This window comes from Pseudomonas sp. R25(2017) (genome assembly GCF_002112565.1).
Classification (GTDB): domain Bacteria; phylum Pseudomonadota; class Gammaproteobacteria; order Pseudomonadales; family Pseudomonadaceae; genus Aquipseudomonas; species Aquipseudomonas ekonensis.
In genome coordinates, this window is the sequence record NZ_NEHZ01000020.1 from 56,779 (window position 1) to 71,747 (window position 14,969).

The 14,969-nt window shown below is 67.4% G+C and carries 13 protein-coding genes; 6 read left to right on the plus strand and 7 right to left on the minus strand.

Annotated elements, in window-relative coordinates; genetic code table 11:
* The first annotated feature begins 1 nt into the window (after position 1).
* Complete coding sequence (locus CAG31_RS23240; protein ID WP_085585612.1) at positions 2-1,492, plus strand: aldehyde dehydrogenase; 1,491 nt, start codon at positions 2-4, stop codon at positions 1,490-1,492.
* A gap of 10 nt (positions 1,493-1,502) precedes the next feature.
* Here the strand turns inward: CAG31_RS23240 and CAG31_RS23245 are convergent, their stop codons facing one another.
* The 4 genes from CAG31_RS23245 to CAG31_RS23260 all read right to left on the minus strand — a co-directional run bounded on the left by CAG31_RS23245 (position 1,503) and on the right by CAG31_RS23260 (position 6,703).
* Positions 1,503-2,147, minus strand: coding sequence for a paraquat-inducible protein A (locus CAG31_RS23245; RefSeq protein ID WP_085585614.1), 645 nt, complete (start codon positions 2,145-2,147; stop codon positions 1,503-1,505).
* Positions 2,144-2,737, minus strand: a complete 594-nt coding sequence (locus CAG31_RS23250) for a paraquat-inducible protein A (RefSeq protein WP_085585616.1) — start codon at positions 2,735-2,737, stop codon at positions 2,144-2,146. Before CAG31_RS23250 ends, CAG31_RS23245 begins: the two co-directional genes overlap by 4 nt.
* A 119-nt stretch (positions 2,738-2,856) precedes the next feature.
* Positions 2,857-3,915, minus strand: a complete 1,059-nt coding sequence (locus CAG31_RS23255; RefSeq protein WP_085585618.1) for an alpha/beta fold hydrolase — start codon at positions 3,913-3,915, stop codon at positions 2,857-2,859.
* Positions 3,916-4,318: 403 nt separating this feature from the next.
* A complete protein-coding gene (locus tag CAG31_RS23260) occupies positions 4,319-6,703 on the minus strand; it encodes a DUF3772 domain-containing protein (protein WP_085585620.1) in 2,385 nt (794 codons plus the stop codon).
* A 189-nt stretch (positions 6,704-6,892) separates the two neighbouring features.
* On the opposite strand from CAG31_RS23260, the gene CAG31_RS23265 reads away from it, so the two are divergent.
* From CAG31_RS23265 to CAG31_RS23285, 5 genes are all read left to right on the plus strand, one after another.
* Positions 6,893-7,240: a hypothetical protein gene (locus CAG31_RS23265; protein ID WP_085585622.1), complete on the plus strand. Its 348-nt coding sequence runs from the start codon at positions 6,893-6,895 to the stop codon at positions 7,238-7,240.
* A gap of 100 nt (positions 7,241-7,340) precedes the next feature.
* Positions 7,341-8,597 carry a TolC family protein gene (locus tag CAG31_RS23270; RefSeq protein ID WP_085585624.1) on the plus strand — a complete coding sequence of 419 codons (1,257 nt, stop codon included), beginning with the start codon at positions 7,341-7,343 and terminating at the stop codon, positions 8,595-8,597.
* A complete protein-coding gene (locus tag CAG31_RS23275; protein WP_085585626.1) occupies positions 8,594-9,853 on the plus strand; it encodes an efflux RND transporter periplasmic adaptor subunit in 1,260 nt (419 codons plus the stop codon). Before CAG31_RS23270 ends, CAG31_RS23275 begins: the two co-directional genes overlap by 4 nt.
* The gene (locus CAG31_RS23280; protein WP_085585628.1) at positions 9,850-13,008 is read left to right on the plus strand and encodes an efflux RND transporter permease subunit; all 3,159 of its coding nucleotides are present in this window, start codon (positions 9,850-9,852) and stop codon (positions 13,006-13,008) included. The genes CAG31_RS23275 and CAG31_RS23280 overlap by 4 nt, the downstream gene beginning before the upstream one ends.
* On the plus strand, positions 13,005-13,355 hold the full coding sequence (locus CAG31_RS23285; RefSeq protein ID WP_085585630.1) for a copper-binding protein: 351 nt from the start codon (positions 13,005-13,007) through the stop codon (positions 13,353-13,355). The genes CAG31_RS23280 and CAG31_RS23285 overlap by 4 nt, the downstream gene beginning before the upstream one ends.
* A 58-nt stretch (positions 13,356-13,413) precedes the next feature.
* Here CAG31_RS23285 and arsH read toward each other — a convergent pair whose 3' ends face one another.
* The 3 genes from arsH to CAG31_RS23300 are packed head-to-tail and all read right to left on the minus strand — an operon-like array spanning position 13,414 to position 14,946.
* Entirely contained in the window at positions 13,414-14,106 is a 693-nt protein-coding gene (gene arsH / locus CAG31_RS23290; RefSeq protein ID WP_085585632.1) for an arsenical resistance protein ArsH, read from the minus strand.
* A gap of 12 nt (positions 14,107-14,118) precedes the next feature.
* Positions 14,119-14,589: an arsenate reductase ArsC gene (locus CAG31_RS23295; RefSeq protein ID WP_085585634.1), complete on the minus strand. Its 471-nt coding sequence runs from the start codon at positions 14,587-14,589 to the stop codon at positions 14,119-14,121.
* 9 nt (positions 14,590-14,598) lie between these two features.
* Complete coding sequence (locus tag CAG31_RS23300; protein ID WP_085585636.1) at positions 14,599-14,946, minus strand: metalloregulator ArsR/SmtB family transcription factor; 348 nt, start codon at positions 14,944-14,946, stop codon at positions 14,599-14,601.
* Positions 14,947-14,969: the final 23 nt, after the last annotated feature.

A 14,969-nucleotide genomic window follows, 5' to 3' on the forward strand; every position in this document is an offset into this window, starting at 1 on the left:
CATGAGCGATCTTCTGAGCCGTCAGCAATACCGGGACCTGGCCGCCGGGCTGGAACTGCGCAACCGCGCCTTCATCGACGGCGCGTTCTGCGCGGCGTTGTCCGGCAAGACCTTCACCACCACCAACCCGGCCACCGACGAGGTGCTGACCGAGATCGCGGCGTGCGGCGCCCAGGACGTGGACGCCGCCGTCGCCGCCGCCAAGCGGGCGTTCGACGACGGCCGCTGGCAATCGCTGGCGCCGTCGGCGCGCAAGTCGGTGCTGCTGCGCTTCGCCCAACTGCTGGAGGACAACGCCCACGAACTGGCGCTGCTCGAAAGCCTGGACAGCGGCAAGCCGATCCGCGAATGCCAGACCATCGACGTGCCCGAGACGATCCATACGCTGCGCTGGCACGCCGAACTGATCGACAAGGTCTACGACGCGACGGCGCCCACCGGCTCCGGCGCGGTGACGATGGTCGTGCGCGAGCCCATCGGCGTGGTCGGCCTGGTGCTGCCGTGGAACTTCCCGCTGCTGATGCTGGCCTGGAAAATCGGCCCGTCCTTGGCCGCCGGCTGTTCGGTGGTGGTCAAACCCGCCAAGGAAACCACCCTGAGCACCCTGCGCGTGGCCGAGCTGGCGCACCAGGCCGGGATCCCGGCGGGTGTGTTCAACGTGGTGCCCGGCGGCGGCAAAGAGGCGGGCGAGCCGCTGGGCCGCCACCCGGACGTGGCCATGGTCAGCTTCACCGGCTCCACCGACACCGGCCGGCTGTTCCTCAAGTACTCCAGCGAATCCAACCTCAAGCGCATCGTGCTGGAGTGCGGCGGCAAGAACCCGGCAGTGGTGATGAACGACGTCGAAGACCTCGACCACGTCGCCCGGCATGTGGTCAACGGCGCGTTCTGGAACATGGGCGAGAACTGCTCGGCGTCGTCGCGGCTGATCGTGCACGCCGACGTCAAGGAAGCCTTGCTCGAACGCATGCTGGCGCAACTGGCGGACTGGAAGATGGGCGACCCGCTGGATCCGGACAACCGCCTGGGGTCGATGATCAGCAAGGCGCATTTCGACAAGGTCCGCGGCTACCTCGACGAAGCCAGGGACCGACAGCTCTCGCTGCGGGTCGGCGGCGACACGGCCAAGGGCATCTTCGTCGAGCCGACGATCATCGATGGCGTCACCCGTGACAGCCGTCTGTTCCAGGAGGAAATCTTCGGCCCGGTGCTGGGCGTGACCACCTTCACCACGGTGGACGAGGCCATCGACCTGGCCAACGACACCGCCTACGGCCTGGCGGCGTCGGCCTACACCGGCAGCCTGCGCCATGCGCTGAAACTGTCGCGGGGCATTCGTGCCGGCATCGTCACGGTGAACTGCTTCGGCGAGGGCGACGCCTCCACGCCGTTCGGCGGCTACAAGGAGTCCGGCTTCGGCGGGCGCGACAAGTCGATCTGGGCCCACGACCAGTACACGGAGCTGAAGACGATCTGGATCGACGCCTCTTGACGCGCAGGCGTTAAGGGCCGGCGGCGTCTTCCACGGCGCCGTCGGCCGCCGGCTCGTCCCAGATCAGCCGCGGGTCGAAGCTCATCGCCGAGAGCATGGTGAACACCACCACCAGCCCGAAGAACAGAATGCCCGGCCGTGGCTCGATGTCGCCCAGGGCCTGGAACTTCACCAGTGCCGCCACCAGCGCCACCACCAGTACATCCAGCATCGACCAATACCCGATCAGCTCGACGAAGCGGTACAGCTTCGAACGCTCGCGCCGGGCCCAGGCGCTGTTGCGCTGCACGCTGACCAGCAGCAGCGACAGGGCGACGAACTTGATCCCCGGCACCGCGATGCTGGCGATGAAGATGATCAGGGCGATGTCCCAGGCGCCGTGCTCCCAGAACTCGATGACCCCGCTCATGATCGTGCTGTCGGCGCCGTTGCCCAGCAGGGTGGTGTTCATCACCGGCAGCAGGTTGGCCGGCACGTAGAAGGCCAGGGCCGCGAACATGTAGGCCCAGGTGCGCGCCAGCGAGTTGGTCTTGCGCCGGTGCAGCGGGGCGTCGCAGCGCGGGCAGGTGTGCGGTTCGCCGGTCATGTCGCAGGCCAGCCCGCAGCTGTGGCACAGGCACAGGTTGAGTTCGGCGGCGGTCGGCGGTCGGTTCATGGCAGCTCCCAGAGGTCGCGCACGTCGCGCCCGGCGATGCGGATCAGCAACAGGCTCAATACGGCGAGGGCGAACAGGCCGATGCCCGGCAGCACATCCAGCATGCCCGCCAGCTTGAACACCGCGACCATGGCGCCGAGCAGGCACACCTCCAGCATGCTCCAGGGGCGCAGGGTCTCCAGCCAGCGCATGCACAGCTTGAAGCCCGGCGCCCGGTGCGCACCGAGGGCGAAGCACAGCACCCAGATCAGCAGCACCAATTGGAACGCCGGGGCGATGATGATCGCGATCGCCGCGACCATGGCCATGAAGGTGATCGGCCCCTGGCTCAGGGCGAGCACCGAGTCCCACAGCGTCGCGCTGTTCTTCAGGCCCTTCATGCTGATGCTCATCACCGGGTAGAAATTGGCGAACAGCCACAGCATGGCGGCGGTGAAGCTCAGGGCCAGGCGCTGCTGCACGGTCATGCCGCTGTAGCGCTGGAGCACGCCGCCGCAGCGCACGCAGAGGGTCTTCTGGTGCTTGGCGAGCGTGGCCTTGCGGTACACGCCATCGCAGTGCTCGCAGATGATCAGGTCGGTGCTGGCCATGGGCGCGCTCGACGGAAAACGAAAGGGCGGGGACTCATTGAATATAGAAGGGCGGGGGCAATCGGCAAGCGCAAAAAAAACGGCCCGGAGGGGATTCCGGGCCGCTGGGTGGCGAGCGGTTAAAGGTGATCGGCGTCGATGATGGCCTGGGCGAACGCCTTCGGGTTCTCCTGGGGCAGGTTGTGGCCGATGCCGCCGTCGATCAGGCGGAACTGGTATTTGCCGGTGAAGCGTTTGGCGTAGTCCTCCGGGGCCGGGTGCGGCGCGCCGTTGGCGTCGCCCTCCAGGGTGATGGTCGGCACGCCGATGGACGGCGCGGTGGCGAGCTTCTGCTCCAGCGCCTCGTAGCGGCTCTCGCCCTGCACCAGGCCCAGGCGCCAGCGGTAGTTGAACACGGTGATGGCGACGTGGTCGGGGTTCTCCAGGGCCTTGGCGCTGCGGTCGAAGGTGGCGTCGTCGAAGGCCCATTTCGGCGAGGCGGTCTGCCAGATCAGCTTGGCGAAGTCGTGGGTGTTCTTCGCGTAGCCGGCGGCGCCGCGGTCGGTGGCGAAGTAGAACTGATACCACCATTGCAGCTCGGCCTTGGGCGGCAGCGGGTTCTTGCCGGCGGCCTGATTGCCGATCAGGTAGCCGCTGACCGACACCAGGGCCTTCACACGCTCGGGCCACAGCGCCGAGACGATGTCCGCCGAACGCGCCCCCCAGTCGTAGCCGCCGAGCACGGCTTGCTTGATCTTCAGGGCGTCCATGAAGTCGATGACGTCGCTGGCCAGGGCGGCGGGCTGACCGTTGCGCGGGGTCTGCTCGGACAGGAAACGGGTGTCGCCGTAGCCGCGGGCATACGGCATCAGCACGCGGTAGCCCTTGGCCGCCAGCTGCGGTGCGACGTCGTCGTAGCTGTGGATGTCGTAGGGCCAGCCGTGCAGCAGGATCACCACCGGGCCGTCGGCCGGGCCGGTTTCGGCGTAGGCCACGTCCAGCAGACCGGCCTTGACGTGCTTGAGCGGGCCGAACGGCAGGTCGGCTTTCACGCTGGCGGCGGCAGGCTGGGGCGCTTGCGAAGTGGCGGCCTGGGCCACGCCGAACGCGCCGAACTGCATCAGCGCGGCGGCAAGCACCGACAGGCCCAGCAGACGGCGGCTGGTGGCGCAAGAGGTGGCGTGCAGGGCTGGCTTCATGGGAACTCTCCTTGGCATGGGATGGGCGAGGGGTTCCGGCTGAACCCTTCAGGCTTGGGATCCATTAAAGCCCAGGGACGTATCCGGGCTGTTTCCGGTTGCGATGCCAGATGCCGGGGGATGTATCCCGAAGGCGTCTGTACACACTGAGATACAAACCTGCTGCAGTGGGAACCAGACCTGTGGTGTGCATGAATCTTGTGAACACCTGGGATACCTGTGGGAGCCAGCCTGCTGGCGATGGCGGTGGGTCAGGCAACTGAGATGTTGGCAGTGGTGGCCTCATCGCTGGCAAGCCAGCTCCCACAGGTTTCTGAGGTGTACAGGGATGCTGCGGGCAGCCGGGAATCCTTGTGGGAGCCAGCCTGCTGGCGATAGCGGTGGCTCAGGCAACAGCTGTGGTTCAAGCCGCAGGCGGTGGTTTCGCCAACTCGATGCCCTCGGCGCCCAGGCGTTTGAGGATCTCGAACAGCAGGTCGCTCTTGGTGATGCCGACGATCCGGGGGCTGGCGACGTAGCCGGTGACGGTCAAGGTGATGCCGTCGGGCGAGAGTTTGCTGAAGCGCACGAACGGCGCCGGTTTTTCCAGGAGGGTCTCGTGTTCGCGGTAGGTGTCCAGCAGCAGGTTCTTCACCTGCTCCGGGTCGATGTCCAGCGGGAACATCAGCTCCAGGGTCGCCACGCCCTGGGCGCTGCCGCCGAGGGTGACGTTGCGCAGGTTCTGCGAGATCAGCTGCGAATTGGGCACGATCACGATCGAGCGGTCGCTCAACTGGATCTCCGTGGCGCGCACGTTGATGCGGCGGATGTCGCCCTCCACGCCGCTGATGCTGATCAGGTCGCCGACCTTCACCGGCCGTTCGGTGAGCAGGATCAGGCCGGAGACGAAATTCTTGACGATCTCCTGCAAGCCGAAGCCGATACCCACCGACAGGGCGCTGACGATCCACGCCAGGTTCGTCCACTGCACCCCCAACGATGACAGCGTCAGCAGGATCACGAACGCATAGCCGATGTTGGAGAACAACGTGCTGAGGGACGCGCACATGCCCGGGTCCATGTCGGTCTTGGGCAGGAACTCATTGTCCAGCCAGCGGCGCAGGGCGCGGATCAGGTAGATGCCGATCATCAGCGCCAGCACCGCGTTGAGCAGATGCCCCGGCACGATGTTGAGCTTGCGCAGGCCGGCGCCGCCGAGGATCGCCACGATGTTGCTGACCAGTTGCCCGAGCGTGGTGCCGATGCCGCCGACGAACAGGGTGATCACCGTCAGCAGCAACAGCGCGGCGCGGCCGAAGCCGGCCAGCAAAATCGACAACTGATCCAGGCGCCGGTCGCTCATGCCCAGCAGGTGCTTGAGCGCCTTGCCGCTGGCGTGGCGGGGTGAGAACAGGAATTCGCAGCCGTCCTTGAACAGCTGCATCAGCAGGTAGAAACCGGTCAGGACGATGTAGCTCCAGATCAGCTCGTAGATCACGAAGCGGGCCAGGGACACGTACCCGGTGAGCAGGGCGATCAGCGAGACCACCATCGACACGCTGGTGATGGCGTAGATCGCCCCGGCCAGGGTGCTGACCTCCGCCGACGCGCCGTTGGCCATCACCAGCGCCTTGCGCACGTTGCCGGTGCGCACCAGCATCGTCACGATGATCGCCAGCACGAACAGGGCCACCAGCCCGCGGATGCCCATCACCAGTTGGCTGCTCATGCCGGCGGCGGCGCACATCTGCGACAGCGTCACCAGCACCAGCAGCGTCCCGGCCAGCAGCCGCGCAAACGGCTTGAGCGCTTTCGCCACCGGGTCGGCGATGTCTGGCAGGCGCCACGACGGGTGCTCGGTGGACAGCAATGCCCGGCTCAGGCCGGTGATCATCACGCAGGCGTACACGGTCTTCTCGAACTCGGCGGAAAAGCTCGCCAGCATCGGCGTCAACGGCTCGTTGCGGGTGCAGGCGTAGTACAGCAATTGCAGGGCCACGCCGGTGGTGAGGATGGTGGCGATCGCCGAGGCACTGGCCAGCGCGCTGCGGCGCAGGCGGCCCTCCGGCATGCGGTGGATGCAGAACTGCGCCATCTGGCGGTCGGCGAAGCGCCGGCCCAGCGTCCAGATCAGCAAGGCCAGCAGCACCAGCACCGTGGTGTAGAAACGCTGGCCGGGCTTCCACACCTCGGCGCCGGTCGCCTTCACCTGAGCGATGAATTCGCCCAGGCGCTGACGGTCGTCCGCCGACGGTTCGAGCATCGGCCGCCAGAAATCCGGGTTGAGGATGCTCAGCGTGCCCAGGGTCAGTTCGCTTTCCAGCAGGTTGCGACGGATGCCGGCGATCTGGTTGATCAGGTCGGCGGCGCTTTCCTTGAGGGTGGCCAGGTTCTTCAGGGCGGTGTCGACCCTGGCCTTCTGCGCCGTGAGCGAGGCCCGCTGCGCCGCGATGTCGGCCTGTTCCGGGGCCACGCCTTCGGCCGGCGCGGCGCCGAGCACGCCCAGTTGCACCGTCAGTTGCGCCTGTTGCGGCAGCAGCGCGGCGGAGAGCCGGTCGATGTCCAGGATGTAATCCTGCACCCGGTCCTGGGGCGCTTCGAGCTGGTTGTAGTTGCTGGCCGAGGAAATCTCCTGCTTGAGGCCGTCGAGCCGTTGTTGCAAGGCCTGCAGGTCATCCGTCGACACCCCCGGCAGCGGCGCGGCGCCGGCATCGGCGGCTTGCGCCACATCCTCGGCCGACACGCCGACGGCCATCGGGCCGAACAGCACCAGGGCGACGAACAGCAATGACTTCAAGGCGTTGCGCATGGGAAGGCTCGATTCCGGTTGATCACACAGTCTATGAGGTTAGGTGATCGAACCCGGCGCCGATGAAAAGTTTCACCACGCCCGGGGCCTGTCCGTAATCCTGGCTTAATGCCTGTCCGGTGAGATCGCCGGCACGTGTCCACCCACCCGCGTTTGCACGCACCCGAAGGCGCCACTAGACTCCTGGCCATGAAACGCTACCTGCGGCTTTGTCTCATCTTCCTGATCAGCCTGGCGCTTCCCCTCAGCGGGATGGCGGGCGTTCCGGCGCCGACCGAGCCTTGCCCGATGAAAACCATGGGCATGGCGATGATGGACGGCATGGGGATGGACTGCTGCCAGGACATGGGCAAGGACACCAAAGCCTCTCACGGCACGCCCTGCAAACCGGGCCAGGAATGCAAGACCGGCGGCCTGTTGCAGGTCGCCGTGTTCAAGCCGCCCGTCACCGTGTTCAGCCCCGTCACGCAATCCTTCTTCAGCGATTCCCTGCCGGCCTCGACCCCGTCCGGGGTGTGGCGACCGCCCCGCGCCTGATTCCTGCAATCCATTGAAACCCATTCCGCCCGACGCGGAATGAATGGGCTGTGCGCGCCGTTTGGCCCGCGCACAGCGGATGTGCACAGGAATCGACACCATGAAACTCAAGTGCTATGGCACCGGGTGGCCGCTCGCGGTCGGCCTGGTCGCCAGCGTGCTCGCCGGACCGAGCCTGGCCGGCAGCCTGACCCTCGACGAAGCGCTGCGCCTGGCCGAAACCGGCGCGCCGTCGTTGACCGCGCAGGACGCCAAGATCCAGGCCGCCGGCAGCGCGGCCATTCCGGCGGGCGAACTGCCGGACCCCAAACTGCTGCTGGGCGTGCAGAACTACCCCATCGGCGGGCCCGACCGTTGGAGCCTCGACCAGGACTTCATGACCATGCAGACGGTCGGCCTGCGCCAAGAGGTGCCCAACCGCGACAAACGCAACGCTCGCATCGAGGTCGCCGACGCGGCGGTGGAACGCGCCACCGCCGAGCGCCGGATCGAACGGCTCAAGGTGCGTCAGGCCACGGCGCTGGCCTGGATCGGCGCCTATTCGGTCGAACGCAAAGCCGCGCTGCTGGACGCCCTCAACCGGGAAAACCGCCTGCTGGCCGACACCGTCCGCGCCCGCATTGCCGGCGGCCGGGCGGAACCGGCGGACGCCGTGACGCCCAAGCAGGAAGCGGCGCAACTGGCCGAGCGCCAGGACGACCTGATCCGCGAGCGCGCCCAGGCCCAAGCGGCGCTCAAGCGCTGGATCGGCCCGGCCGCCAGCGACACGCCGGCCGGCAGCCTGCCGGACTGGCCGGTGGACGCCCAGACCTTCAACCACCAACTGCAGCATCACCCGGAACTCGCCGCGTTCGCGCCCATGACCCGTGAAGCCGAGGCCAAGGTGCGGGAGGCCGTGTCGGAAAAACGCTCGGACTGGAGCTGGGAAGTGGACTACCAGCACCGGGGCCGCGAGTTCGGCGACATGGTCAGTGTGCAGCTGTCGTGGGATTTGCCGCTGTTCCCCGAGACCCGGCAGAACCCGAAGATCGCCGCCCGCCAGGCCGAACTGAGCCAGTTGGAGGCCGAGCGCGAGGCGCTGTTCCGCGAGCACACCGAGCAACTGGAAACCGACCTGGCCGAATACCAGCGGCTGGACCGTGCGGTGGCGCGCAACCGCGACAGCCTGGTGCCGCTGGCGAAGGAGAAGGCCGACCTGAGCCTGGCCAGCTACCGCGCCGGCAAGGGCGACCTCAACGCTGTGGTCAACGCCCGCCGTGAGCTGATCGAAACCCGCCTCAAGCAGATCGACGTGGAAGAACAGCGGGCCCTGACCGGCGCGCGCCTGCACTTTGCCTATGGAGACACACGCCCATGAACCTCAAACACTGGAACGGGGCACTGCTGGCCGGCCTGGCGCTGGCGATAGGCGCGGCCGGCGGCTACGGGATCGCCCGGCAAGGGCAGGGCGTCGAGCCCGCCGCCGCTTCGGCGCCAGGCGCGCCGGCGCCGGACGAGCGCAAGGCGCTGTACTGGTACGACCCGATGTTCCCTGCGCAGAAATTCGATAAGCCCGGCAAATCGCCGTTCATGGACATGCAACTGGTGCCCCGGTACGCCAGCGGCGCGGGGGAGAGCGCCGCTGTCAGCATCGACCCCGGCCTGACCCAGAACCTGGGCCTGCGCCTGGCGCCGGTCAGCCGTGGGACGTTCGCCTCAAGCCTTGACGTGACCGGCGTGCTGGCCTTCGACGAGCGCGATGTGGCGGTGGTGCAGGCGCGCACCGCCGGGTTCGTCGAGCGGGTCTACGCCCGGGCCCCCGGCGACGTGCTGCCCGCCGGGGCCGCCCTGGCGGATCTCCTGGTGCCCGACTGGGCCGCTGCGCAGACCGAGTTCCTGGCCCTGCGCCGCAGCGGCGATGCGGCGCTGCTGGCGGCGGCCCGGCAACGGCTGCAACTGAGCGGCATGCCCGCCGGCCTGATCGCCCAAGTGGAGCGCAGCGGCAAGGTGCAAGCCAACCTGACCGTCACCAGCCCGCTGGGCGGTGTGTTGCAGGAACTCAACCTGCGCACCGGCATGACCGTGACCACCGGCGAGACCCTGGCCCGGATCAACGGGCTGGGCAACGTCTGGCTGGCGGTGGCGGTGCCGGAATCGGAAACCGGCTCGATCAGCGCCGGGCAAACCGTCGAAGCGCGGTTGCCGGCGTTTCCCGGCACGGTGCTGCGCGGCACGGTCAGCGCGATCCTGCCGCAGACCAACCCCGACAGCCGCACCCTGCGCGTGCGGGTCGAACTGCCCAACCCGGACGGCCGCCTGCGGCCCGGCATGACGGCCCAGGTACGCCTGACCCGTACCACCGCGCAAAGCGTGCTGTGGGTGCCGAGCGAAGCGGTGATCCGCACCGGCCGGCGTGCGCTGGTGATGCTCGCCGAAGACGGCGGTCGCTACCGCCCAGTGGAGGTGCGCCTGGGCCAGGAAAGCGACGGCAAGACCGCGATCCTCGGCGGCCTGGAGGACGGGCAGCAGGTGGTCGCCTCCGGCCAGTTCCTGCTCGACTCCGAAGCCAGCCTCAAGGGCATCGTCACCGCGCCGCTGGACACCGACGGCAACGCAGCGGGGAACCAGCCATGATTGCCGCACTGATCCGCTGGTCCGTCGCCAACCGCTTCCTGGTGCTGTTGGCCACGTTGTTCGTCACCGCGTGGGGCGTGTGGTCGGTGCAGAGCACGCCCATCGACGCGCTGCCGGACCTGTCCGACGTGCAGGTGATCATCCGCACGCCGTACCCTGGCCAGGCGCCGCAGATCGTCGAGAATCAGGTCACCTATCCGCTGTCCACGACGATGCTGTCGGTGCCCGGCGCGAAGACCGTGCGCGGCTATTCGTTCTTCGGCGACAGCTTCGTGTATGTGCTGTTCGAGGACGGCACCGACCTGTACTGGGCGCGCTCGCGGGTGCTGGAGTACCTGAGCCAGATCCAGGGCCGCCTGCCGGCCAACGCCAAACCGGCGCTGGGCCCGGACGCCACCGGAGTCGGCTGGATCTACCAGTACGCGCTGGTGGACCGCAGCGGCGGGCATGACTTGGCGCAGTTGCGCGCCCTGCAGGACTGGTTCCTCAAGTTCGAGCTCAAGACCCTGCCCAACGTCGCCGAAGTCGCCACGGTGGGCGGCATGGTCAAGCAGTATCAGGTGCAGCCGGATCCGGTCAGGCTGGCCAGCCTCGGCATCACCCTGGCCGAAGTGCGCGAGGCCATCGCCCAGGCCAACCAGGAAACCGGCGGCGCCGTGCTGGAAATGGCCGAGACCGAGTTCATCGTCCGTGCCTCCGGCTACCTCAAGACCCTCGACGACTTCCGGGCGATCCCGCTCAAGCTCGGCGCGGGCGGGGTGCCGGTGACCCTCGGCGACGTCGCCACGGTGCAGACCGGCCCGGAAACGCGCCGGGGCATCACCGAGCTCGACGGTCAGGGCGAAACCGTCGGCGGCGTGGTGATCCTGCGCAGCGGCAAGAACGCCCGCGAGACCATCGCGGCGGTCAAGGCCAAGCTCGACGACATGAAAAGCAGCCTGCCGGCCGGCGTGGAGATCGTCACCACCTACGATCGCAGCAAGCTCATCGACCGCGCCGTGGACAACCTCAGCCACAAACTGCTGGAGGAGTTCATCGTGGTGGCGCTGGTGTGCGGGATCTTCCTGTGGCACCTGCGCTCGTCGCTGGTGGCGATCATCTCGCTGCCGGTGGGCGTGCTGATCGCGTTCATCGTCATGCGCCACCAGGGGCTCAACGCCAACATCATGTCGCTGGGCGGGATCGCCATCGCCATCGGCGCCATGGTCGACGCCGCCGTGGTGATGATCGAGAACGCCCACAAGAAGATCGAAGCCTGGCACGCGGCCAATCCGGGGCAAGAGCTCAAAGGCGAACGCCATTGGCAGGTGATGACCGAAGCGGCGGCGGAGGTGGGGCCGGCGCTGTTCTTCTGCCTGCTGATCATCACCTTGTCGTTCATTCCGGTGTTCACCCTGCAAGCGCAGGAAGGGCGGCTGTTCGGCCCGCTGGCGTTCACCAAGACCTACGCCATGGCCGCGGCGGCGGGGCTGTCGGTGACACTGGTGCCGGTGCTGATGGGTTACTGGATCCGCGGCAAGATCCCCGACGAACGCCGCAACCCGCTCAACCGCTGGCTGATCCGGCTCTACCAACCGGCGCTGGACGCCGTGCTGCGTCGGCCGAAGCTGACCTTGGCGGTGGCGCTGCTGGTGTTCGTCAGCGCGGCGTGGCCGATGTCGCGGCTGGGTGGTGAGTTCCTGCCGCCGCTGGATGAAGGTGATCTGTTGTACATGCCGTCGGCGCTGCCGGGGCTGTCGGCGCAGAAAGCCGCGCAACTGCTGCAGCAGACCGACCGCCTGATCAAGACCGTGCCCGAGGTCGAGCACGTGTTCGGCAAGGCCGGGCGCGCCGAATCGGCCACCGACCCGGCGCCGCTGGAGATGTTCGAGACCACCATCCAGTTCAAGCCCCACGCCCAATGGCGCCCCGGCATGACCCCGGAAAAACTGGTGGAAGAACTCGACCGCGTGGTGCGGGTGCCGGGCCTGACCAACATCTGGATCCCGCCGATCCGCAACCGCATCGACATGCTCGCCACCGGGATCAAGAGCCCCATCGGCGTGAAGGTCGCCGGCAACGACCTGGCCCAGATCGACGCCGCGACCCAGGCCGTGGAGCGCGCCGCCAAAGGCGTGCCCGGCGTCAGCTCGGCCCTGGCCGAACGCCTGACCGGCGGGCGCTACATCGATGTGGACATCGACCGCAGCGCCGCCGCGCGCTACGGCCTGAACATCACCGACGTGCAAGCCATCGTGGCCGGCGCCGTCGGTGGCGAAAACGTCGGCGAAACCATCGAGGGCCTGGCGCGTTTCCCGATCAACGTGCGCTACCCGCGCGAATGGCGCGATACCCCCACGGCCCTGGAGCAACTGCCGGTGTACACGCCGTCCGGCAGCCAGGTCACCTTGGGGATGCTGGCGAAGGTCAAGGTCACCGACGGCCCGCCGATGCTCAAGAGCGAAAACGCCCGGCCGTCCGGCTGGGTGTACATCGACGTGCGCGGCCGCGACATCGCCTCGGTGGTCGGCGACCTGCGCCGGGCGGTCGGCGAGCAGGTCAAGCTGCAGCCCGGCATGAGCCTGAGCTACTCGGGCCAGTTCGAGTTTCTGGAACGGGCCAACGCCCGCCTGAAACTGGTGGTGCCGGCCACGCTGCTGATCATCTTCGTGCTGCTGTACCTGACCTTCGCCCGCTTCGACGAAGCCCTGCTGATCATGGCCACGCTGCCCTTCGCGCTGACGGGCGGGGCGTGGTTCCTGTACCTGCTGGGCTACAACCTGTCGGTCGCCACCGGGGTCGGCTTCATCGCGTTGGCCGGGGTGTCCGCCGAGTTCGGCGTGATCATGCTGCTGTACCTGAAAAACGCCTGGGCCGAACGCCAGGACCAAGGCGAAAACGGCGAAGCCGATCTTGTCGCCGCCATCCGCGAAGGCGCCGTGCAACGCGTGCGCCCCAAGGCCATGACCGTGGCCGTGATCATCGCCGGCCTGCTGCCGATCCTGCTGGGCAGCGGCACCGGCAGCGAAGTCATGAGCCGCATCGCCGCGCCCATGGTCGGCGGCATGGTCACCGCGCCGCTGCTGTCCCTGTTCGTCATCCCGGCGGCTTATCGCCTGATGCGCCGTCGCCGCCTGCCCGTTGCACACACTCAACCTGAAGGAGTCACCCCATGAAACTCATCCCCATCACCGTCGCCGGCACCCTGGTCGCCTTCGCGTTCGCCGCCGGGGCAGACGACATGCCCGGCATGAACATGGACGGCATGCCCAACATGCAAACGACCCCCGCCACCCAGCAAACCCGGGCGGCCGAGGCCCAAGGCACGATCAAGGCCATCGACCCCGAAAAACACACCGTGACCATCGCCCACGGCGAAGTCCCCACCCTGCAATGGCCGCCGATGACCATGGGCTTTGCCGCCACCCCGGCGCAGTTGGCCGGGTTGGCGGTGGGGGATCGGGTGAGGTTTTCGTTTCGGATGGAGGGGAGTAAGGCAGTGATCGTTTCGATCAAGCAGTAAGGTGCAGACGTAAAAAAACCGGCGCGAGGGTTCGCGCCGGTTTTTATTTGTGCGGTGTTCAGATCGACCGCTGATTCACCCGCTCCGTCAGCGCCTGCGCCGACTCCTTGCGTTCCGAATAACGGTCCACCAGGTCCGGCCGCTCGCGCAGCAGCAGCGTGAACTTCACCAGTTCCTCCATGACGTCCACCACGCGGTCGTACAGCGCGGAGGGTTTCATGCGGTTGTGTTCATCGAACTCCAAAAACGCCTTGGGCACCGACGACTGGTTGGGGATGGTGAACATCCGCATCCAGCGGCCCAGTACACGCAACTGGTTGACCACGTTGAACGACTGCGAACCGCCGCACACCTGCATCACCGCCAGGGTCTTGCCCTGGGTCGGGCGGATCGCGCCGAGGGCCAGCGGCACCCAGTCGATCTGCGCCTTGAACACCGCCGACATCGCGCCATGGCGTTCCGGCGAACACCAGACCTGGCCTTCCGACCACTGCATCAGCGTCAGCAGCTCCTGCACCTTGGGATGGTCGCTCGGCGCGTCGTCCGGCAGCGGCAGGCCCGACGGATTGAAGATCCGCGTCTCGGCCCCGAAATGCTCCAGCAGCCGCGCGGCTTCCTCCACCAGCAAACGGCTGAACGAGCGCGGGCGGTTGGAGCCGTAAAGCAATAGGATGCGCGGCTTGTGCGCGGTCGCTTCCCGGTCGCCGGTTGGAATCAATGAAGGGTCGAGGTTAGGCAGCTGGGCAGTCATAAAAGGCTCCGGTTACAGGGTGCCGATGCGGTCGAGCTCACGCTTGAGCGCGTCCCGGTCCAGTTGGGCAAAGGGCAGGGCGAAGAAGGCGCGGCAGCGGGCGTCGATGCACGCCAGGGTGGCGTGGAAGGCTGCGCGCACAGCGGCCTCGTCGCCCACCACGTCCGACGGATCCTCCAGCCCCCAATGGGCCTTCAGCGCCGGGCCGAAGTACACCGGGCAGGCTTCCCCGGCGGCCTTGTCACACACGGTGATGACGATGTCCGGCGGGTTCGCCGCAAAGGCATCGTTGCCTTTGCTGCTCAATCCCTCGACGGAAATACCGGCCTCGCGCAGCGTGGTCAGGCTGCGCGGCAGCACCTGGCCCTTGGGGAAACTGCCGGCGCTGACCGCCGCGAAACCCGCGGGCGCCAGGTGATTGAACAGCGCCTCGGACAGAATGCTGCGGCAACTGTTGGCGGTGCACATGAACAGAACTCGCATGGTGAATCCTCAGCAGCAGGCGGTTGAATTGAGCGGGCGATCCCCCATGGCCGCGAGCCGCGCGGTGTTGTCCGCAAGCCACGCCGCATTGGCCGCCAGCGTAAGGTCCAGCATCTCGCGCACCCAGGCCGGCAACTGCGGATTGAGCCGGTAATACACCCACTGGCCCTGACGCCGGTCGAGCAACAGCCCGCAGGTGCGCAGCTGAGCCAGATGCCGGGAAATCTTCGGCTGGCTGTCGTCCAGCGCACACACCAACTCGCACACGCACAACTCGCCTTCACGGGCGATCAGCAACGTTGCGCGGGCACGGGTCTCGTCGGCCAGGCATTTGAAAACGGAGGCGGGGTTGAGCATGGGGGAGGGCTCAGGGATATGTG